Raw genomic sequence first — 19,154 nt, 5'->3', positions numbered from 1 at the left:
GTTGGGCGTGGAAATCCAAGCGGGATGTGGCTAGGCCGCGAATATGAACGACGCCGGTCAGACGAACGAGCCCTACACCTATGCCAAGGCGGGTGTGTCCATCGCCGCCGGAAATGCGCTGGTGAAGGCGATCGCGCCGCTTGCCAAATCGACCGCACGGCCCGGGGCGGACGCCTCATTGGGCGGCTTCGGGGGTTTCTTCGACCTCAAAGCCGCAGGCTATTCCGACCCGTTGCTCGTCGCCGCCAATGACGGCGTCGGCACGAAGCTCAAGCTCGCCATCGATTCGGGCCGGCATGACGGCGTCGGCATCGACCTCGTCGCCATGTGCGTGAACGATTTGATCGTTCAGGGCGCCGAGCCACTCTTCTTCCTCGATTATTTCGCGACCGGGAAGCTCGAGAGCGGCGTCGCCGAGCGCGTGATCGCGGGCATTGCGGAAGGCTGCAAGCAAGCCGGATGCGCGCTGATCGGCGGCGAGACCGCCGAAATGCCGGGCATGTATGCGCCGGGCGACTATGATCTCGCCGGTTTCTGCGTCGGCGCCGTGGAGCGCGCCGAAGCCCTCACCGGATCGAAGGTCGAGGCGGGAGACGTGATCCTCGGCCTCGCTTCGTCCGGCGTGCACTCCAACGGCTTTTCCCTCGTTCGCCGTCTCGCGGCCGACAAAGGCTGGAAACTGGACCGTCCTGCTTTGTTCGATCAGGATAAACTCTTGATCGAAACCTTGCTCGAACCGACGAAGATTTACGTCAAATCGCTGCTTCCGCTTGTCCGCAGCGGAAAAATCGCGGCCTTGGCGCACATTACCGGCGGCGGCCTTCTCGAAAACATTCCGCGCGTGCTTCCGGACGGCCTCCACGCGCAGATCGACGCGGATTCGTGGCCCCAGCCCCGCCTGATGGCCTTCCTCCAGGCCCAGGGCAATATCGAACCCGAGGAAATGGCCCGCACCTTCAACTGCGGCATCGGCATGGCCGTCGTGGCGCGCCGGGAGCTTGCAGCCGAGGTAAAAGAAAAGCTCGAATCCGCGGGCGAGACCGTCTTCGCCATCGGCCGGATCGAAGCGGGCGAAAAAGGCTGCACCGTCTCCGGCTCCGCCGAGAACTGGAGCGCCCGCGTGCCCTGGACCGCCACTCACAATGGCTGACAAGGTCCGGGTCGGCGTCCTCATCTCCGGGCGCGGCTCCAATCTCGAAGCCCTTGCCGATTACAAGCGCAAGGCCGACCCGGCCTACGACATCGTCCTCGTCGCCTCGAACGTGCCCGAAGCGCGCGGCCTCGTCCTTGCCTGCCGCTTTGGCCTGCCGGTTTGGGCTCACAGCCACAAAGGCATGAGCCGCGCCGATTTCGACGACCTGGTCGATGCGGAATTTCGCCGCCACGATGTCGAAGTGATCGCGCTCGCGGGTTATATGCGGCTCTTGTCCCCGGAATTTATCGTGAAATGGGAAGGCCGGATTCTTAACATCCACCCTTCTCTGCTGCCCGATTACAAGGGGCTGGACACACATCGCCGCGCCTTGATGGCTGGGGAAGAATATGCGGGCTGCTCGGTCCATGTCGTGACCGAGGAGCTGGATGATGGCCCGATTATTGCCCAGGCCAAGGTCCGCATCGCGGCGCGAGACACGGCGGAAACGTTGGCTGAGCGGGTTCTGACGGAGGAGCATAGGCTCTATCCGGCCGCGCTCGATGCCTATTGCAGGAAACTGAGGCAATTCCCTCTCCCCTTCAGGGGAGAGGGTTAGGGTGTGGGGAGGTCGGGGAGGCCTGCGCAGGCGTCTATATCATCCCCACTCTCAAACTCTCTCCCCCTGAGGGGGAGAGAGGGCTATCAGCCAACAATCTCTTCAGGCTTGAAGAAATAGTCGATTTCGATCTTGGCGTTTTCCAGGCTGTCGGAGCCGTGGACGCTGTTCGCTTCGATCGATTCCGCGTGGACCTTGCGGATCGTGCCTTCGTCGGCATTGGCGGGGTTGGTTGCACCCATGACTTCGCGGTTCTTCGCGACGGCATTCTCGCCTTCCAGAACCTGCACGACAACCGGACCGGAGATCATGAAGCTGACGAGGTCGTTGAAAAAGGGGCGCTCCTTGTGGACGGCGTAGAAACCTTCGGCCTGTTCCTTGGTCATCTGGATGCGCTTGGAAGCGACGACGCGAAGGCCGGCATCTTCCAGCATCTTGGTGACGGCGCCGGTCAGGTTGCGGCGGGTTGCGTCGGGCTTGATGATCGAGAAAGTGCGTTCGGTCGCCATGGCCGATTATGCTCCATTGATTTGCGGATTGAATTGGGCGGCGCTTTAGGCGGCACGCGCGAAAAGGGCAAGCGGTAGACCAGTGCTTCCGCGAAAGCAGGAGGCGCTGGTCTACGGACCCTCGATCCATTTCCCGCGCTCATCCTGCTTCCAATAGGAAAGATCGGCATCTTCCCTTCCCTTGAGCGCGCGCCAGGCGGTACGGGCATCGCCGATGCGGTTGTCGTCGAAGAAATAAAAGATACGCTCGAACGCCAGCGCTTCATCACGCCACTGGCCATCCGCCAACGCGATATTGGCCGCGCCGTTTGTCGGCTCGGGCTCCTCCGATATCAGAACAGGCTGATCGCCCCCCTCCCGTCCGTGAGGCAGGAAGGAAACCGGGTCATAAGTCCAGAGCAACGCATCCAGGCTTTCGGCGAGATCGCTGGCCGCGACGATGAGCAGGCGCCCGCCTTCCGACAGCACGCGCTCGCAGATGCGGGGCAGCGCCCGCTCCAACGGCATAGCCGTCAAATGATAGAAGCCGATCCGCATCGGCCGGTTGCCTCAGCCCTCGTGATTGTCGGCGATGAAGCGGTCGAACAAGGCGACGCCGAAGCCCGTCGCGCCCTTGTCATACAAGGTACCGGGTTTATTCGCCCACACCACGCCGGCAATGTCGAGATGCGCCCATTTGACGCCGTCATCGACAAAGCGTTGAAGAAACTGGGCGGCGGTGATCGATCCGCCTTCCCGGGGGCCGACATTCTTCACGTCGGCGATTGGGCTATCGATCAGCTTGTCATACGCCGCGCCGAGCGGTTGGCGCCACACTTTATCGCCGGTCTTCAAACCCGCGTCGGCAAGCTGCACGGCAAGCCCGTCGTCGTTGGTGAACATGCCGGCAAATTCATGACCCAGAGAAACGACCATCGCGCCGGTCAACGTGGCGATATCCACAAGTATCTCGGGCTTAAACTCCCGCTGCGCCCAGGTCATCGCATCACAGAGGACGAGACGCCCCTCCGCGTCGGTGTTGATGACCTCGATCGTCTGGCCCGACATGGACGTGACCACGTCGCCCGGCCTCTGCGCCTTGCCATCGGGCATATTCTCGACGAGGCCGCAAAGGCCGACGACGTTCGCCTTCGCCTTGCGCGCGGCAAGGGCCTTCATCGCACCCGCGACAGCGCCCGCGCCGCCCATATCCCATTTCATCGTCTCCATGCCCGCCGCCGGCTTGATCGAAATGCCGCCGGTATCAAAGGTGACTCCCTTGCCGATGAGAACGACGGGTTTCTTGCCCGGCGTACCGCCATTCCAGCGCATGACGAGCAGCCGAGGCGGCTTGGCCGAGCCCAGCGACACGCCGAGAAGGGCGTTCATGCCGAGGTCCGCCATCTGCTTCTCATCGAGCACTTCGATTTCGATTCCCAGGCCATCGATCGCCTGACGGCAGCGTTCGATGAAGGTTTCGGGGTAAATGATATTTGCCGGTTCGGTAACGAGCTCGCGGGCCAGCGCGAGGCCGCCATAGAGCGCGTCCTTCGCCGCCCATTTCTCCTCCGCATCGCTGCCGCCGCCGACGATGACGATCTCTTCCAGCGTGGGTTTGGCCTTATCGGAAAGCTTCGTGCGGTAGATATCGTAGCGCCAGGATCGCGCCGCCGCGCCGAAGCCGATGCGGGCCGCTTCATCGCCGGTCGCGTCGAGACCGGTCAGGTCGACGACCAGCTTCTTCTCGCCGGAGGTTAGCAGATGCGCCGCCAACGCGCCGCCGACCCGTTCAAACAGCGCTTCATCGTCGCGCTTCGTCCCAAGGCCGACGAGCAGCAGGCGGCGGGCGGTTTCGCCCTCGAGGATGAAGGATTCCGCGATCGCGCCCGTCTCCCGCTCGAAGCGCTGCGCCTCAGCCGCGCGGGCGGCCAACGTACGCGCCGCTTCGTCGAACTGGCTCAGGCGATCGGCGAGCATGTCTTCCCCCCGCACCGGCAAGGCAAGGGCAAACGGGCCCGACGGACGCGCGGCGGCAAATGTGACCTTCATCGGATGCGGAACTCCTGCACTGTGACTCTATTCGCCGTTCAGATAGGGCGTTGATCGCCCGCTGGCAAAGCCGAACGGACAAAAGACCCGAATGTCCGAGATATTAAGCCGCACGCGCGAGATGCACAGCCGGTTGCAAGCGCCCCCCGATCCGCCTTAAGGGCGAAGAACCGCCGGCGCGCGGTCCAAATGCGGGAATAATGTGAAGATTTTCCACCTCCTTTGCCGGGCCGCCATCCCTCTCCTCCTCCCCGCTGCCGCCATGGCCGCGCAGGGCCAGGACGCGACGGGGACGGAAGAGGCGCGTCAGGTCCGCTTCAGCGCCGCGCAGCTCGCTTACGACACCAATACGGAAATCGTGACCGCATCGGGCGATGTGCGGATGAGCAGCGAAGGCAACAATCTGCGCGCCGAGCAGGTGGTCTGGAACCGCAATACGGGCGCGGTGCAGGCGGTCGGCAACGTCCGGCTCGTCACGCCGGAGGGCGATCGCGTCTATGGCGACACGGTCGAGGTGACCGACGATCTGCGCGACGCGGTGATCGACAATCTGCTGCTCGTACTCGAAGAAGGTGGCCGTCTCGCCGCCAATCGCGCGACCCGCGAAGACGGAATCGTCACACTCTATGAGGCGGCCTATTCGCCATGCGCGGTGCTGAGCGAGAATGGCTGCCCGAAAGAGCCGACCTGGCGGATTACGGCGGTGAAGGTCGTCTACGATCCCGGCCGGGAGCGGATCAAATATGAAGATGCGACGCTCAACCTGTTCGGCGCGCCGATCATCGGACTCCCCGGCTTCTCGCATCCGGCCGGAACCGGGGGCGGCAGCGGCCTCCTATTTCCCGACATCCGCATCGATCGCAACAACGGGTTCGAAATCGCCCTTCCTTATTACATGAAGCTGGCGCCGAACCGCGACCTCACGCTGACGCCGCACGTCTATTCCGAAGTGCTGCCGATGGCCGAGGCGGAATATCGAGCGCTGACCCCTTCGGGCGCGTATCGCGTGCGCGGCTTCGCGACTTACGGGTCGCGCACCGAGATCGGACACAATGTCGCTTCGGAACGGGAAAAAGGTTTCCGCGCCTATATCGAGGGCAATGGCAAGTTTCAGATCGACCCGCGCTGGAGCATCACCGCGTCGGGCCGTTACGTCACCGATCCGACCTTCCTGCGCCGTTACGATATTTCGAACGACGACCGGCTGCGGAGCCTGATCAATGCCGAGCGGATCGGCGAGAACAGCTATATCTCGATCGCCGGCTGGGCCTTTCAGGGCCTCCGTGCAACCGACGCCGCGGGCCAGCAACCTTTCGCCCTTCCTGCCATCGACGCGCGCTGGCGCCTCGCCGACCCCTATCTTGGCGGGCGGATCGAAGTGCAGGCGAACAGCCTCGCCATCCTGCGCACCGAAGGACAGGATACGCAGCGCGCCTTTGCGGGCGTCCGCTGGGACCGGCGGCTGATCACATCCTGGGGTCAAGAACTGACGCTTACCGCTTATGCGCGCGGCGACCTTTATCACGCGAACGATACGGCGCTGACCCAAACGCCGCTTTATCGCGGCGAGGAAGGCTGGAACGGGCGCGCCATCGCGGCTCTCGCGGCGGACCTGCAATGGCCGCTGATCGGGAGCCTTTTCGGCGGCACCCAGCGCCTGACGCCGCGCGTGCAGATCATCGCATCGCCCGCCACCGGCAATCTCGCCATTCCGAACGAGGACGCGCGGGCGGTGGATCTTGAGGATTCCAACCTTTTCGCGCTCAATCGTTTCCCAGGTTACGACCGCTGGGAAGATGGGGCGCGGATCACCTACGGCGCCGACTGGAATCTCGACCTGCCGGGCGTGCAGATCCGTACCACCGCCGGACAGAGCTTCCGGCTCGACGATCGTCCGAACATTCTGCCGGAAGGCACTGGGTTGTCGGACAAATTTTCCGACTATGTCGGCCGGTCGGACGTCAAGATCGGGCGCAAGATCAGCCTGGTTCACCGCTTCCGTCTCGACAAGGACAATCTGGCGGTCCGCCGGAACGAGGTCGACGCCATATTCGGCGGGCGGCAGACCTATGCGACCATCGGCTATCTCCGCCTCAACCGGGATATCGGCCCGACTCTGGAGGATTTGCGCGATCGGGAGGAGGTCCGCGCTGGAGGACGAGTCAAAATCGCCAATTACTGGTCCATCTTCGGCTCGGCGGTCATCGATCTGACCAATGCCGACGAGGATATGCTGTCGAGCGCGGACGGCTTCGAGCCGGTGCGGCACCGCCTCGGCATCGCTTATGACGACGATTGCCTGTCCCTCGGCGTCACCTGGCGGCGCGATTATGCGGCATCGGGGGACATTTCGCGGGGCGACAGTTTCCTGTTCCGGGTGGCGCTCAAGAATTTGGGACGCTAAGCTGGTGTTCAGCAACGTTGCGGCACAGTCGCGATCCGCATAGATTTTGGAGGAATGATGAAGCTCGCTCGTTTTCGCGGAGCTGCTCTTATGCTGACCGGCTCGCTCCTCGCGGCGGCCGCCTTGGCGCAGAACGCGCCGCAGAGCCCCGCGCCCTCGAACCTCGACATTCCGGCCAATCCGCAATTTTTCGGGGATGCCGATCCGTCCGTCCGCAAGGCGACGGCGCTGGTGAACAATGAAATCATCACCGGCACCGACATCGACCACCGCATGGCGCTGGTGCTGATGGCCAATCAGGGCCGCCAGATTTCACCGCAGGACATGCAGCGCCTTCGCGCCCAGACCCTGCGCAATCTCGTCGATGAATCGCTGCAGATCCAGGCGGCCCAGGCGGCGGAGATCGAGGTGAAGGATGCCGACATCAATCGTTATTACGAGCGCTATGCGGCCAGCATGCAGCAAACGGGCGAACAAATGTCGCGCTATCTGGCCGCGAACGGCTCTTCCGCCGCGTCGGTAAAGCGCCAGATCAAGGCCGAAATCGCCTGGACGCGCCTTCAAGGCCGCGAAATCGAGCCGTTCGTGAACGTCAGCGAGGACGAGGTCCGGGCGATTATCGACCGCCTGAACGCGTCCAAGGGCCAGACCGAATATAGCGTTTCGGAAATCTATCTGCCCGCTACGCCGCAAACCGAGGCCCAGGTTCAGGAACAGGCGAACGCCCTCGCGGCCCAGATCGCGCAAGGCGCTGCCTCCTTCGAAGTGGCCGCCAATCGCCTCTCCCAGGCTTCGACCGCGGCGCGCGGCGGCGACCTGGGCTGGGTGAAGGCCGATCAGCTTCCCGCCGAACTGACCGAGGCTGTCCGCAGCCTTCCGGTCGGCCAGATCAGCCGTCCAATCAAGGTCGCCGGCGGCTATTCGATCATTCGCGTCAGCGATTCCCGCCAAGTGCTGACCAGCGATCCGCGCGATGCCACATTGAGCCTCCTTCAGCTGTCGCTCGCTTTCCCTGCGGGTACGACGCGCGATCAGGCGAGCGGCAAGGTCGCCCAGCTGGCTCAGGCGACCCAGTCGATGGGCGGTTGCGGCGGTGCCGCAGCGGCGGCCCAGCGTCTCGGCGCCGAACTCGTATCTAACGACACGACGCGCGTGCGCGATCTCCCGCCCGCGCTTCAGGATATGATCCTGAAACTCGATATCGGCCAGGCGACGACCCCGTTCGGATCGGTCGAAGACGGCGTCCGAGTCCTCGTGCTGTGCGGCCGCGACGATCCGGAGCAGGCGGCGACACCCTCCTTCGATCAGGTCTATGCGCAGCTGAACGAGCAGCGCGTCAACCTTCGCGCTCAACGCTATCTTCGCGACCTGCGTCGCGACGCCGTCGTCGAGTATCGGTAACCCGGCGATGACCCTGCCGCTGGCGGTTTCCCTGGGCGATCCGGCGGGCATTGGTCCCGAAGTGATCGCCAAGGCATGGGAAAGGCGAAAGGCGGACGCTGTTCCGCCTTTTTTCGCGGTCGGGAATTGCCTTGCGGTGAAAGCGGTATGGGATGGCCCGGTACACATTATTGCGGATCCCGCCGAAGCCATCGCTTGCTTCGATCAGGCCCTGCCGATGCTCCGTGTCGACGGTGCAGGCGGCGTCGTTCCGGGCCAGCCGGACTTCGATGGGGCGCATAGCGCGCTCGACGCCCTTGAGCTTGCCGTCGGCCTGACGCGAACCGGATCGGCCTCGGGGCTTGTCACTGGGCCCGTATCGAAAGCGCAGCTCTATCAAATCGGTTTCACTCACCCGGGGCAGACGGAGTTCGTCGCCGAACGCTGCGGCGTGTCCGGGGATCTGATCGCGATGATGCTGGTCGGTCCCACATTGCGAACCGTGCCGGTGACGACACATATCGCATTGCAGGACGTTCCGGCCGCGCTCACAGCCGACCTTATCGCCAACAAGGGGCGAGCCGCTGCGCGCGGCTTGAAACGGCAGTTTGGAATCGACCGGCCCCGCATCGCCGTCGCGGGCCTCAATCCCCATGCAGGGGAGAATGGCGCCCTGGGCCGCGAGGAAATCGACGTCATCGGACCGGCAATCGAACGGTTGCGCGAGGAAGGGTTCGATGTCGCCGGCCCCTTGGCGGCCGACACGATGTTTCATGAGCGCGCCCGCGCGGCATATGACGCCGCGCTCTGCATGTACCACGATCAGGCGCTGATCCCGCTGAAGGCCCTGCATTTCGACGAGGGCGTGAACATGACCCTGGGATTGCCGATCGTGCGGACATCGCCGGATCACGGCACGGCCTTCCATCTCGCCGGGCGCAATGAAGCCGAGCCGGGCGCAATGATCGCGGCTCTCAAGACCGCCGCAGCCGCCGCTCGGCGCATCGCCGAGGCGTGAAACCCCTTCCCCCGCTCCGCGAAGTCATAGCAGCGCATGGCCTCAACGCGTCCAAGGCACTGGGTCAGAATTTCCTGTTGGACGAACAATTGCTCGACAGAATCGCGCGCATTCCCGGCCCGCTCGCTGGGGAGCGCGTCTATGAAGTCGGGCCCGGCCCCGGCGGCCTGACGCGGGCCCTGCTTCGCGCGGGCGGCGAGGTCGTCGCCGTCGAGCGCGACCGGCGCTGCCTGCCCGCCTTGGCCGATGTGAATGCCGCATCAGATGGACGCCTCACCCTGATCGAGGGCGATGCCATGGCCATCGATGAGGAAGCGGTCGTGGGGCGCGGGGCGCATATCGCATCGAACCTCCCCTATAATGTCGGCACCGCTTTGCTCGTTCGTTGGCTAAGCGGCGAATCTTGGCCGCCTTTCTGGAAGTCGCTGACCCTGATGTTCCAGCTTGAGGTTGCGGAAAGGATCGTCGCGAAGCCCGGCACGAGCGCTTATGGCCGCCTTGCGGTCCTGGCCCAATGGCGGAGCGAGGCGAAACTCGCGATGAAGGTGCATCGATCCGCCTTCGTACCCCCGCCCAAAGTGATGTCGGCGGTCGTTCACCTGACGCCCAAGGACGCTCCGGAAGGGGTGTCGGCGGCCATTCTCGAGCGCATTACCGCCGCGGCGTTCGGGCAACGCCGCAAGATGCTGCGCCGGAGCCTTCAGGCGTTGCCGGGGGCTGTCGAGGCGCTGGAACGGCTCGGCATCGACCCCGAACGGCGCGCGGAGACGCTGTCGGTCGACGATTTCGTCAATCTGGCGAGAATGCTCGGCAGTTAAGTTCCGAACCTAATTCGTTTTAGCCTTGTCGCCGGTCTTCGCTTCCGCCGTCACCACGGCAGGCGGCGGCCCCTTGGCAATAGCGGCGGCGAGCGTCGCGGCCTGCGGACACGGATCCTTGCAGACGGCGCGGATCTTATCGAGATTCTGCCTTGCGCGCTCAACGGCTCCCCGTTCGACCATCGCCGCTCCCTGCCCAGCCAGCGCGGTCACGTCATTGGGTTCGATCGCCAGCGCCTCGGCATAAAAAGCGATCGCCTTGCCCGGCATGCCCTGCCCCTGCGCGGCACGGGCCAGGCCGATATAAGCAGCGCGGTTGCGCGGATCGACGGCGAGCGCGGTTTCGAACGAATCCGACGCCTTGGCGTAATCGCCGGAAGCCACCAGCGCTTCACCCTGACGAGTCAGCGCCACGGATTGCGTATTGATCTGCGCGCTCATCTGCTGCTGACTTGTCCCCGCGCTGCCGATGGTCGCGGCGGCAATGGAAAAGGTAATGGCGATCGGCAACAGGCGCATCAGTGTCTCCATGGCTTTCAAAGCCTTTATCACGGGGCGCGCCACCGCGCGACGAAAAAGCCATCCGTGCCGTCATGGCCGGGCGTCAGGACCGTCCCCGCTCCTGCGGGCCGCCCCGCCTCGATGGCAGGCCTTTCCGATATGAAAGCTGAACGGCGCGCGGCGAAAGCCTCCGCCTGGCCCCGTCCTTCTTCCGCCAGTAGCGAGCAGACGGCGTAGACCAAATGCCCGCCGGGCCGGACGAGCGCGGCGCCGATGTCGAGCAGATGCGCTTGCGTCGCGGCAAGCCGGGCGAGCCGCTTCGAAGTCAGGCGCCAGCGCGTCTCCGGATTGCGCCGCCACGTTCCGGTGCCGGAACAAGGCGCGTCGATCAGGACCAGGTCGGCGGCGCCATGAAGATCGCCGAGCGCCTCAAGCTCCTTGCCGGGATCGAGAAGCCGGATTTCGACAATGGACGCCCCCGCCCGCTCCACCCTCGGCGCGATGCGGGACAAACGTGCGCGGTCTACGTCGGCGGCAATGATGCGGCCGCTATTCGCCATGTCTGCGGCCAGCGCGAGCGTCTTTCCTCCAGCACCGGCGCAGAGGTCCACGACGGTCATCCCTGGCCGTGCGGCGCAGGCGAGCGACAGAAGCTGGCTGCCCTCGTCCTGGATCTCGACGAGGCCGCTCGCCCACCCCACCGTTTGCTCGACCGCAAATCCTTCCGGAAGGCGGAGACCGACGGGAGAATGGGGAAGCGGCGCCGCCTCGGGGAAATCGCTCCGCGCGTCCTGCACCGTTCCTTTCAGTCGGTTCACCCGCACATCGAGCGGTGCCCGTTCCAGCAGCGCGGGCCATTCATCCGCGGTCACGAGTGGATCCAGCCGCCCCTGCAGCCATTGCGGAACGAGCCCCGCTTCCGCGCCCGCTTCGCCCGAAGCGATGGGCGCGGGTCCGTGCGGCGAGCCGTCAAACAGGGTTATGAGCGCGTCATCGTCATGTGCCAGGCCGATCAGGGCCGCGCGGCCGCTTTCGGGCCGCTCCGCACTTCTGCGAATGGCGCGATAGACGAGGTCGCGCACCGCCCGCCGATCCTTCGAACCCGCATAGCGCCGGTCCTTGAAATAGCGGGCGATCAATGTGTCGGCCGCCGCGCCGCCGGAACGGGCAGCATCGATCACCTGGTCCAGTATTTCGACAGCCGCCTGGACGCGCGCCGCGGGCGTCACTTAGCGCGTCGGATAATTGGGTGCCTCGCGGGTGATCGTCACGTCGTGGACGTGGCTTTCGCGAAGGCCCGCATTGGTGATGCGCACGAACTGCGCGCGCTGCTGGAAGTCGCCGATGGTCGCGGCGCCGGTATAGCCCATCGCCGCCTTCACGCCGCCGACCAGCTGGTGGATCACCTCGCGCACGGGGCCGCGATAGGGCACCTGTCCCTCGATCCCCTCCGGCACCAGCTTCAGCTGATCCTTGATATCCTGCTGGAAATAACGGTCGGCAGAGCCCCGCGCCATCGCGCCGACCGATCCCATGCCGCGATAGGATTTGTAGGTGCGGCCCTGATAGAGGAAGGTCTCGCCCGGCGCTTCCTCCGTACCCGCGAGCAGGGATCCGACCATCACGCAGGACGCGCCCGCCGCGATCGCCTTGGCGATGTCGCCGCTGGTGCGGAGGCCGCCGTCCCCGATTACCGGCGTGCCGCTCTTCGCAGCTTCATTGGCCGCGTCCAAGATGGCGGTCAGCTGAGGCACGCCGACGCCCGCCACGACGCGGGTAGTGCAGATGGAGCCCGGCCCGATGCCGACCTTCACCGCGTCCGCGCCCGCGCCGATCAACGCCTTCGTCGCTTCGGCGGTCGCCACATTTCCGGCAACGACCTGAACGGCGTTCGAAATGCGCTTGATCCGCTCGACCGCCTTCGCGACGTCGGCATTATGCCCGTGGGCGGTATCGATGATGATGAGGTCGCATTCGGCGTCGATCAGCGCCTCGCTGCGTTCGAAACCTTTGTCGCCGACCGTCGTCGCCGCGGCGACGCGCAGACGGCCGGAGCTGTCCTTGGTCGCTTCGGGATAGGTGACGGCCTTCTCGATATCCTTGACGGTGATGAGGCCGATGCAGCGGCGGCTATCGTCCACCACCAGCAACTTCTCGATCCGGCGCTGGTGAAGAAGGTGCCGCGCCTCTTCCTGGGTCACGCCGGGGCCGACGGTGACGAGATCGTCCTTCGTCATCAGCTCCGACACCGGCTGGTTCGGATTGCCCGCGAAGCGCACGTCGCGGTTGGTGAGGATGCCGACGAGCCGTCCATTGGCCTCGGTCACCGGAATGCCGGAGATCTTGTGCTTCTGCATCAGCTCCAGCGCGTCGGCCAGCGTCTGGTCGGGCGTCATGGTGATGGGATTGACGACCATGCCGCTTTCGTAGCGCTTTACGGCACGGACCGCCGCTGCCTGCTCCGCCACGTCGAGATTGCGGTGGAGGACGCCGAGCCCGCCGAGCTGCGCCATGGCGATGGCCATATTGGCCTCCGTCACCGTATCCATCGCCGAAGACAGGATCGGGATATTGAGCCGGATATCCTTCGTCACTGCCGTCGACGTGTCGGCCATGCTCGGCAGCACGCTCGATTCCAGCGGCCTCAAGAGCACGTCGTCGAAGGTGAGGCCGAGGGTGATGTCCATGATCGTTGTTTTCCGTGCTGGGGTTGCGTGGCTCTATAGGGATGGCGGGCGGCGGTTTCTAGGGCGACGGCAGGCGCGACGGATCGGCCAGCGCCCGCGCGAGCGCGACGTGAAGATTGGCGTCCTCCACCGCGCCCTCGAGCTCGGTCGCATGCGCAATGTCGTCGTCAGGCTTGTGGTACGTGCCGCCAAGGTAGGAACGCAGCAGGTTCATGTCGCTGATCGAACCGGTCGCCATGATCGTGGGCACGCCGCGCTTGGCGAGCGCCCAGCCGTCCTGGCGGGTGATCATGACGTTCGCTTCGGTATCGGTGTCGATCTTGCGGCCGATCTTGCGCGCTTCTTCATCCACCACCTTGTCGATGGCGGGGTGGTTGCCGCGCCCGAGGATGGCGACGGGAAGACCCGCCGGACCGATGGCCGTGGTGTCGAGGTTGAGTGCCGCGACGATCCTCTCCTTTGCCACAGGCGGCGCCGCGCCCAGCGCATCGGCGCCCAGCAGGCCCATTTCCTCCGCCGTGGTTGCGATGAAATAGATGCTGCGGTCCGGGCGCGGTCCGGCGGCGATCCGGCGCGCGGTCTCGAGGAGGATGGCGGTGCCGCTCGCATTGTCGACGGCGCCGTTGCAGATGCGATCCGCGGCGCCTTCCGGGCGGCAGATGCCAAGATGATCCCAGTGCGACAGGAAAATCACCGCCTCATCCGCCCGGCCGCTACCGGGCACCTTGGCGACGATGTTCGCCGTGTCGAGGGGGCGAACCCCCGTATTGAGGTTGAGCGAAACGTCGGCCTTGACCTTTACTGCCCTAAAGCCAGGCGCGGCAGCCTGGCTGCGCAGCGCATCGAGACTGAGGCCAGCCATGCCGAGCAGGGCGCCCGCCTCGGCAGAGGACAGGATGCCTTCCGCAATGGGAGACGAGCCGAGGATATAAGCTTCGTCCTCCAGCCAATAAGCGCGATATTTGGCCCAATCCTCCTTCGCCGTCAGGATGCTCACGACCCCGACCGCACCACGCGCCGCGAGCGCGGCCGTGTCGAGGCGCCGGCGATTGGCGGGCACCGGACCCTGAAGCGTCAGCAGGACCGCACCCTTGAGGTCGCGCCCGTCCAACTCCTCGGCTGTGCCGTGCCCGGCGAAGATGACCGGCGCGCGGTCGAAGCCGATCTTGCTCTGGCGGCCCAGCCAGGCGATGCCGCCGTCGAGCATCGTCGCCTTGCGCCCCGCCCGCCAAGTCGCGGTGAAACTCTCCAGATGCCGCTCGACGATGTCGACCGGCTGCCGCCACAATCCGTGCGCGGCGCCGGGCTGCAGCCCCATCCGCGCGAAGGCGGCGATCAGATAGGCTTCGGTACGTTTGCCCCCGGCGGTACCGGGCTTGCGCCCTTCATAGCTGTCGTCGGCGAGCACCTTCATATGGCTCAGCAAGTCGGCGGCCGTGATCGGCTGTGCATGGGCGGAAAAAGGTGCGGCGAGAAGAAGCGGCAGGATGGCCGCGAACGTCGGCTTGAACATGCGGGTGCTTAGGACCGGAAGCCCCTGCTTGGCAAGGGTCAGCGCCGCGCCTTTGCCAGCACGGCGCGGGCCTGGACGACATGCATCGATTCGATCATCCGCCCCTCATGCCGTTCGGCCCCGCCGGTCGCGGCGGCAATCAGCCTGTCTGCCGCTGCGATCTCCGCGTCGCTCGGCCCGAAAAACCGGTTGGCCGCGTCGATCTGGTTGGGATGGATGACCGACTTGCCATCGAAGCCATAGGCTCGCCCTTCCAGGCATTCGGCCGCCATGCCGTCGGCATCGTCAAGGCCGTTGAACACACCATCGAACGCCGCCACGCCTTGTGCGCGCGCGGCAAGGACGATGGATTGCAAGGCGTGCACAAGCCCGGATCGCCCGCCGCCCGCCGGAAGGCCGAGATCGGCGGACAGATCGTTGGTGCCCGCGATCAACCCGGCGGTGTGGGCCGCAATCTCCCGCGCGGCGAGTACGCCCGCCGCCGTCTCGATCATCGCCAGCACCGGCTTTTGCGATAGAGAGGCTGCATCCTGCACCTTTTTCGCGGTTTCGGCTTTCGGAAGCACGACGAAATCCGCCCCGCTCGCGCGGACCGCAACGGCATCTTCGCCGAAATGATGACCGATATCGGCGTTGACGCGTATCGCGACCAATTTGCCGCCAAATCCTTGCCGGGCCGCCTCGACAGCGGCAATGCGCGCGCTTTCCTTATCCTCCTCCTTAACGGCGTCTTCAAGATCCAGGATGATGAGATCGGCGGGCAGACCCCGCGCTTTTTCGATCGCGCGCGGATTGGACGCGGGGAGAAAGAGGAGTGAACGGCAGAGGCGGAGCGGCTGCATCTCTTGTCCTTTCGATTCCGCTTGGAAAGCGAGCCTTTCGGACCCATCATAGGCCGATTTTGAATTGGGGAGGAAGGCCATGGAAATCACGGCGATGTTCTTTGTGCTGCTGCTGGTGCTCATCTATCTGATGGCGAGCATCAAGATCGTGCGGCAAGGCTATCAATATACGATCGAGCATTTCGGCCGCTTCACCAGCGTCGCGGCGCCAGGCTTCAATTTCTACCCTGCCTTTTTCTATCGCGTCGGCCGCAAGATCAACATGATGGAACAGGTTCTTGATATTCCGGGGCAAGAGATCATCACCAAGGACAATGCGATGATTTCGACCGACGGCGTCGTGTTCTTCCAGGTGCTGGAGGCAGCCAAGGCCGCTTACGAAGTGTCCGACCTCTACGTCGCGATCATGCAGCTGACGACGACGAATCTGCGCACCGTCATGGGCTCGATGGACCTCGATGAAACCCTGTCGAAGCGCGATGAGATCAACGCCCGCCTGCTCGCGGTTGTCGATCAGGCGACCGAGGCTTGGGGCGTCAAGATCACCCGCGTCGAAATCAAGGACATTCGCCCGCCCGCCGATATCGTTAACGCGATGGGCCGCCAGATGAAGGCGGAGCGGGAAAAACGCGCATCGATCCTGGAAGCCGAAGGTTCGCGGGCGTCGGAAATCCTTCGCGCGGAAGGCCAGAAGCAATCGCAGATCCTTGAGGCGGAGGGCCGCCGCGAAGCCGCCTTTCGCGACGCCGAGGCCCGCGAGCGCGCCGCCGAAGCCGAAGCCAAGGCGACGCAAATGGTGTCGGACGCGATCTCCGGGGGCAACACCCAGGCGATCAACTACTTCATCGCGCAGAAATATGTCGACGCGGTCAGCCAATTCGCGACATCGCCCAATGCGAAGACGATCCTGTTCCCGGTCGAGGCCACGCAGTTGATCGGCACTCTGGGCGGCATCGGCGAGTTGGCCCGCGATGCACTTGGTAAAGGCGCGTCTGAAGCGCCCGCGCCTTCCCCTGCCCCGCCGGCGCGGCGCAAGGGGCCATTCGAAGGTCCGGCTGAATGAACGGCTTCGATCTCGATCCCGAATGGTGGTGGCTGATCGGTGCCGCCATTCTGGGCATCGCCGAGATTTTGATGCCCGGCGTGTTCCTCATCTGGCTGGCAGCGGCGGCGGCGGTCACCGGATTCGCCGCCTTGCTCGGCATCCCGCTCGCCTTTCAGTTCGGCCTGTTCGCTCTCCTTTCCATCGCCGCCGTCACCTTTGGCCGTCGCTGGTATGCGGATCATCCCGTGGCGAGCAGCGACCCCCTCCTCAACGACCGCGCTGCGCGGCTAGTGGGCGAAACGGTGTTGGTCGTGACCGCGATCGAGGGCGGCCAGGGCCGGGTGAAGGTGGGTGATGGGGTGTGGAACGCCAGGGGCCTCGAAACGCCTGCTGGAGCCCATGTCCGCGTCACCGGTACCAAAAGCGGGTGCCTGATCGTAGAGCCGATCGCGGCGCTTCCACCTTCCAACTGACCTTTGCTTGCCCGCAGATCACGGCCACGGCTGCAAATCGGGCCCCACCCGAGCTAAGCGGGCTTCCACCGAAAATAAGCGCTCCCTGCTGTAGAAACGGAGCGGCCAACCGCGCTGCCCCTCGTCGGCCAGCAACAGGCCGTTCACTCTTCCGGACAGACCGCCTTCCTCCGTCCGCGCCAGGTAGCGGCGGACTCCGCGAATGAAGCATTGGGTGATGGTTTCGTGATAGCCCTGGGTCTCATCGTTCACGCCGCCGACACTTTCGTTGAAGCGGCGGATGATCCCGGGCAGGTCGTTTTCAGGCTGGATATCCGGGCGCTCGACAATGATCCAAAGGCAGGCGGCGAGATGGGCCTCATGCGTCCATTCGGGACGCGTCAGGGTACAGTTCACCAGGCCGTTGCCGATGTGACGAACCGCATCGTCGCCGGTGAACAATCTTGGCGCATAGTCCTTGGTCATTCCACTTCCCAAAACAAAAGCGCGCCGGCCGCTCTGGCCGACGCGCCTGTTAAAAGTTTGGCTGTATCGCGTCAGGCGGCGGTCGGTGCGGACTCCCGGACGCCTTGGTCGACATGGGCTTCGAACTTGGAAAAATTGTCGATGAAGAGCTGGACGAGCTTCTTCGCCGTCGCGTCATATTCGGCCTTGTCGGCCCAAGTGTCGCGCGGATTGAGGATGGCGCCGTCGACGCCCGGGACGCTGACCGGCACGTCGAAGCCGAAATAGGGATCCTTGCGGAATTCGACATTCTTGAGGCTGCCGTCGAGGGCGGCGTTCAGCAGAGCGCGGGTCGCCTTGATCGGCATGCGCTTGCCGACGCCGTACTTGCCGCCGGTCCAGCCGGTGTTGACGAGCCAGCAATCGACATTGCCCTTGGCGATCCGCTCTTTCAGCAGATTGCCGTAGACGCTCGGATGGCGCGGCATGAAAGGCGCGCCGAAGCAGGTGGAGAAAGTGGCTTCGGGCTCGGTGACGCCGATCTCGGTGCCCGCGACCTTGGCGGTGTAGCCCGAAAGGAAGTGGTACATGGCCTGATCCGGGGTCAGCTTCGCGATCGGGGGCAGGACGCCGAACGCATCGGCGGTAAGCATCACGATGTTGCGCGGAACGGGGCCCAAGTTTTCCTTCGACGCATTGGGAATGAAGTCTATCGGATAAGCGCCGCGGGTGTTTTCCGCGAGGCTGTTGTCGTCGAGATCGAGTTCGCGTGTGTCGGGATCGATCACGACATTCTCAAGGACGGTGCCGAAGCGGCGCGTCGTCGCGTAAATTTCGGGTTCGGCTTCCTCGGACAGGCGGATCATCTTCGCATAGCAGCCGCCTTCGAAATTGAAGACGTTGGTGTCCGACCAGCCATGCTCGTCATCGCCGATGAGGGTGCGGCTGGCATCGGCGGAAAGCGTCGTCTTGCCGGTGCCGGACAGGCCGAAGAAGACGGCGGTGTCGCCATTGGGGCCGATATTGGCCGAGCAGTGCATCGGCATGACGCCGTCCACCGGCAGGAGATAATTGAGGACGCCGAAGACCGACTTCTTCATCTCGCCCGCATATTGCGTGCCGCCGATGAGGATCAGCCTTTCGGTGAGGCTGACGGCGATCACCGTTTCGCCGCGGCAGCCGTGGCGGGCCGGATCGGCCTTGAAGCTCGGCAGGTCGATGATCGTGAATTCCGGCGTGAAGCCTTCCAGCTCAGCCGCTTCCGGACGCACGAGCATCGTGCGGATGAACTGGTTGTGCCATGCAAGCTCGTTGATCACGCGGACGCGGACGCGGTGTTCGGGCTGCGAACCGCCGAAGAGATCGGCGACAAAGAGGGTGTCCTTTTCAGCGACGCAGGCAAGAAAATCGGCTTTCAACGCGGCGAAATGCTCTGGCGTCATCGAGGCGTTATTGTCCCACCAGATGGTGCTTTCGGTCTCCGAGTCGCGGACGATGAACTTGTCCTTGGCGGATCGGCCGGTGTGCTTGCCGGTCGCGACGACCAGCGGGCCGTCCTTGGCGAGCATCCCCTCGCCCCGCTTCACGGCTTGCTCGACCAGCGCCGCAGGGAGCAGGTTCCAGTGAATTTCGGCCTTCGTAACAATGCCTTGTTCGGCAAGCCCAGAATGAGGCACGCGCTTCGCCACGACGATTTCTCCTAATGTTCCTGCGGCGGGCGGGTGCCTCCGCAAATTTTTTC

18 protein-coding genes are annotated in these 19,154 nt (G+C 64.5%); 8 read left to right on the top strand and 10 right to left on the bottom strand.

Features of this window, described 5'->3' with window-relative positions; all coding sequences use genetic code 11:
• The first annotated feature begins 43 nt into the window (after positions 1–43).
• Both purM and purN read left to right on the top strand, forming a co-directional pair.
• Positions 44–1,150 carry a phosphoribosylformylglycinamidine cyclo-ligase gene (purM, locus tag IC614_RS03430; protein ID WP_200972334.1) on the top strand — a complete coding sequence of 369 codons (1,107 nt, stop codon included), beginning with the start codon at positions 44–46 and terminating at the stop codon, positions 1,148–1,150.
• Positions 1,143–1,751: a phosphoribosylglycinamide formyltransferase gene (gene purN, locus IC614_RS03425; protein ID WP_200972333.1), complete on the top strand. Its 609-nt coding sequence runs from the start codon at positions 1,143–1,145 to the stop codon at positions 1,749–1,751. Before purM ends, purN begins: the two co-directional genes overlap by 8 nt.
• 86 nt (positions 1,752–1,837) lie before the next feature.
• Here purN and ndk read toward each other — a convergent pair whose 3' ends face one another.
• The 3 genes from ndk to IC614_RS03410 all read right to left on the bottom strand — a co-directional run bounded on the left by ndk (position 1,838) and on the right by IC614_RS03410 (position 4,288).
• Positions 1,838–2,260 carry a nucleoside-diphosphate kinase gene (gene ndk, locus IC614_RS03420; protein WP_200972332.1) on the bottom strand — a complete coding sequence of 141 codons (423 nt, stop codon included), beginning with the start codon at positions 2,258–2,260 and terminating at the stop codon, positions 1,838–1,840.
• Between the two features lie 111 nt (positions 2,261–2,371).
• A complete protein-coding gene (locus IC614_RS03415; protein ID WP_200972331.1) occupies positions 2,372–2,797 on the bottom strand; it encodes a DNA polymerase III subunit chi in 426 nt (141 codons plus the stop codon).
• A gap of 12 nt (positions 2,798–2,809) precedes the next feature.
• Positions 2,810–4,288, bottom strand: a complete 1,479-nt coding sequence (locus IC614_RS03410) for a leucyl aminopeptidase (protein ID WP_200972330.1) — start codon at positions 4,286–4,288, stop codon at positions 2,810–2,812.
• Between the two features lie 262 nt (positions 4,289–4,550).
• Here IC614_RS03410 and IC614_RS03405 point away from each other — a divergent pair, with 262 nt between their 5' ends.
• Genes IC614_RS03405 through rsmA form a run of 4 tightly spaced genes read left to right on the top strand, consistent with a single transcriptional unit; the run spans position 4,551 to position 9,908 of the window.
• Complete coding sequence (locus IC614_RS03405; protein WP_200973076.1) at positions 4,551–6,692, top strand: LPS-assembly protein LptD; 2,142 nt, start codon at positions 4,551–4,553, stop codon at positions 6,690–6,692.
• 54 nt (positions 6,693–6,746) lie between these two features.
• On the top strand, positions 6,747–8,093 hold the full coding sequence (locus tag IC614_RS03400) for a peptidylprolyl isomerase (RefSeq protein WP_200972329.1): 1,347 nt from the start codon (positions 6,747–6,749) through the stop codon (positions 8,091–8,093).
• 7 nt (positions 8,094–8,100) lie between these two features.
• A complete protein-coding gene (gene pdxA / locus IC614_RS03395; RefSeq protein WP_200972328.1) occupies positions 8,101–9,090 on the top strand; it encodes a 4-hydroxythreonine-4-phosphate dehydrogenase PdxA in 990 nt (329 codons plus the stop codon).
• Positions 9,087–9,908 (top strand): 16S rRNA (adenine(1518)-N(6)/adenine(1519)-N(6))-dimethyltransferase RsmA, encoded by an 822-nt coding sequence (gene rsmA, locus IC614_RS03390; RefSeq protein WP_200972327.1) that lies wholly within the window; start codon positions 9,087–9,089, stop codon positions 9,906–9,908. The genes pdxA and rsmA overlap by 4 nt, the downstream gene beginning before the upstream one ends.
• A 9-nt stretch (positions 9,909–9,917) precedes the next feature.
• On the opposite strand, the gene IC614_RS03385 is transcribed toward rsmA, so the two are convergent.
• The 5 genes from IC614_RS03385 to IC614_RS03365 are packed head-to-tail and all read right to left on the bottom strand — an operon-like array spanning position 9,918 to position 15,451.
• Positions 9,918–10,439: a tetratricopeptide repeat protein gene (locus IC614_RS03385; protein ID WP_226372712.1), complete on the bottom strand. Its 522-nt coding sequence runs from the start codon at positions 10,437–10,439 to the stop codon at positions 9,918–9,920.
• 17 nt (positions 10,440–10,456) lie between these two features.
• Positions 10,457–11,638 (bottom strand): RsmB/NOP family class I SAM-dependent RNA methyltransferase, encoded by a 1,182-nt coding sequence (locus tag IC614_RS03380; RefSeq protein WP_200972325.1) that lies wholly within the window; start codon positions 11,636–11,638, stop codon positions 10,457–10,459.
• Complete coding sequence (gene guaB, locus IC614_RS03375; RefSeq protein ID WP_200972324.1) at positions 11,639–13,096, bottom strand: IMP dehydrogenase; 1,458 nt, start codon at positions 13,094–13,096, stop codon at positions 11,639–11,641.
• Between the two features lie 58 nt (positions 13,097–13,154).
• Entirely contained in the window at positions 13,155–14,609 is a 1,455-nt protein-coding gene (locus tag IC614_RS03370) for a M28 family peptidase (RefSeq protein WP_200972323.1), read from the bottom strand.
• Between the two features lie 38 nt (positions 14,610–14,647).
• Positions 14,648–15,451 (bottom strand): HpcH/HpaI aldolase/citrate lyase family protein, encoded by an 804-nt coding sequence (locus tag IC614_RS03365; RefSeq protein ID WP_200972322.1) that lies wholly within the window; start codon positions 15,449–15,451, stop codon positions 14,648–14,650.
• Between the two features lie 79 nt (positions 15,452–15,530).
• On the opposite strand from IC614_RS03365, the gene IC614_RS03360 reads away from it, so the two are divergent.
• Both IC614_RS03360 and IC614_RS03355 read left to right on the top strand, forming a co-directional pair.
• Positions 15,531–16,514 carry an SPFH domain-containing protein gene (locus tag IC614_RS03360; RefSeq protein ID WP_200972321.1) on the top strand — a complete coding sequence of 328 codons (984 nt, stop codon included), beginning with the start codon at positions 15,531–15,533 and terminating at the stop codon, positions 16,512–16,514.
• Positions 16,511–16,969 carry an NfeD family protein gene (locus tag IC614_RS03355; RefSeq protein WP_200972320.1) on the top strand — a complete coding sequence of 153 codons (459 nt, stop codon included), beginning with the start codon at positions 16,511–16,513 and terminating at the stop codon, positions 16,967–16,969. Before IC614_RS03360 ends, IC614_RS03355 begins: the two co-directional genes overlap by 4 nt.
• A gap of 18 nt (positions 16,970–16,987) precedes the next feature.
• Here the strand turns inward: IC614_RS03355 and IC614_RS03350 are convergent, their stop codons facing one another.
• On the bottom strand, positions 16,988–17,434 hold the full coding sequence (locus IC614_RS03350; RefSeq protein WP_200972319.1) for a hypothetical protein: 447 nt from the start codon (positions 17,432–17,434) through the stop codon (positions 16,988–16,990).
• Between the two features lie 71 nt (positions 17,435–17,505).
• Positions 17,506–19,101: a phosphoenolpyruvate carboxykinase gene (locus IC614_RS03345; RefSeq protein WP_200972318.1), complete on the bottom strand. Its 1,596-nt coding sequence runs from the start codon at positions 19,099–19,101 to the stop codon at positions 17,506–17,508.
• Between the last annotated feature and the right edge of the window lie 53 nt (positions 19,102–19,154).

The sequence above is a fragment of the Sphingosinicella flava genome, assembly GCF_016025255.1.
GTDB classification, from domain to species: domain Bacteria; phylum Pseudomonadota; class Alphaproteobacteria; order Sphingomonadales; family Sphingomonadaceae; genus Allosphingosinicella; species Allosphingosinicella flava.
Note: the sequence above shows the minus strand (reverse complement) of the source record. Positions and strands in the feature narration are given on the sequence as shown.

What these genes read in the sequence shown, in the direction of transcription:
- IC614_RS03400 (WP_200972329.1), top strand. Translation starts at nt 6,747, where the DNA reads ATGATGAAGCTCGCTCGTTTTCGCGGAGCTGCTCTTATGCTGACCGGC.
- IC614_RS03405 (WP_200973076.1), top strand. Translation starts at nt 4,551, where the DNA reads ATGGCCGCGCAGGGCCAGGACGCGACGGGGACGGAAGAGGCGCGTCAG.
- IC614_RS03365 (WP_200972322.1), bottom strand. Translation starts at nt 15,451, where the DNA reads ATGCAGCCGCTCCGCCTCTGCCGTTCACTCCTCTTTCTCCCCGCGTCC.
- pdxA (WP_200972328.1), top strand. Translation starts at nt 8,101, where the DNA reads ATGACCCTGCCGCTGGCGGTTTCCCTGGGCGATCCGGCGGGCATTGGT.
- IC614_RS03410 (WP_200972330.1), bottom strand. Translation starts at nt 4,288, where the DNA reads ATGAAGGTCACATTTGCCGCCGCGCGTCCGTCGGGCCCGTTTGCCCTT.
- purN (WP_200972333.1), top strand. Translation starts at nt 1,143, where the DNA reads ATGGCTGACAAGGTCCGGGTCGGCGTCCTCATCTCCGGGCGCGGCTCC.
- guaB (WP_200972324.1), bottom strand. Translation starts at nt 13,096, where the DNA reads ATGGACATCACCCTCGGCCTCACCTTCGACGACGTGCTCTTGAGGCCG.
- IC614_RS03350 (WP_200972319.1), bottom strand. Translation starts at nt 17,434, where the DNA reads ATGACCAAGGACTATGCGCCAAGATTGTTCACCGGCGACGATGCGGTT.
- IC614_RS03355 (WP_200972320.1), top strand. Translation starts at nt 16,511, where the DNA reads ATGAACGGCTTCGATCTCGATCCCGAATGGTGGTGGCTGATCGGTGCC.
- IC614_RS03385 (WP_226372712.1), bottom strand. Translation starts at nt 10,439, where the DNA reads ATGGAGACACTGATGCGCCTGTTGCCGATCGCCATTACCTTTTCCATT.
- IC614_RS03360 (WP_200972321.1), top strand. Translation starts at nt 15,531, where the DNA reads ATGGAAATCACGGCGATGTTCTTTGTGCTGCTGCTGGTGCTCATCTAT.
- purM (WP_200972334.1), top strand. Translation starts at nt 44, where the DNA reads ATGAACGACGCCGGTCAGACGAACGAGCCCTACACCTATGCCAAGGCG.
- IC614_RS03370 (WP_200972323.1), bottom strand. Translation starts at nt 14,609, where the DNA reads ATGTTCAAGCCGACGTTCGCGGCCATCCTGCCGCTTCTTCTCGCCGCA.
- ndk (WP_200972332.1), bottom strand. Translation starts at nt 2,260, where the DNA reads ATGGCGACCGAACGCACTTTCTCGATCATCAAGCCCGACGCAACCCGC.
- IC614_RS03415 (WP_200972331.1), bottom strand. Translation starts at nt 2,797, where the DNA reads ATGCGGATCGGCTTCTATCATTTGACGGCTATGCCGTTGGAGCGGGCG.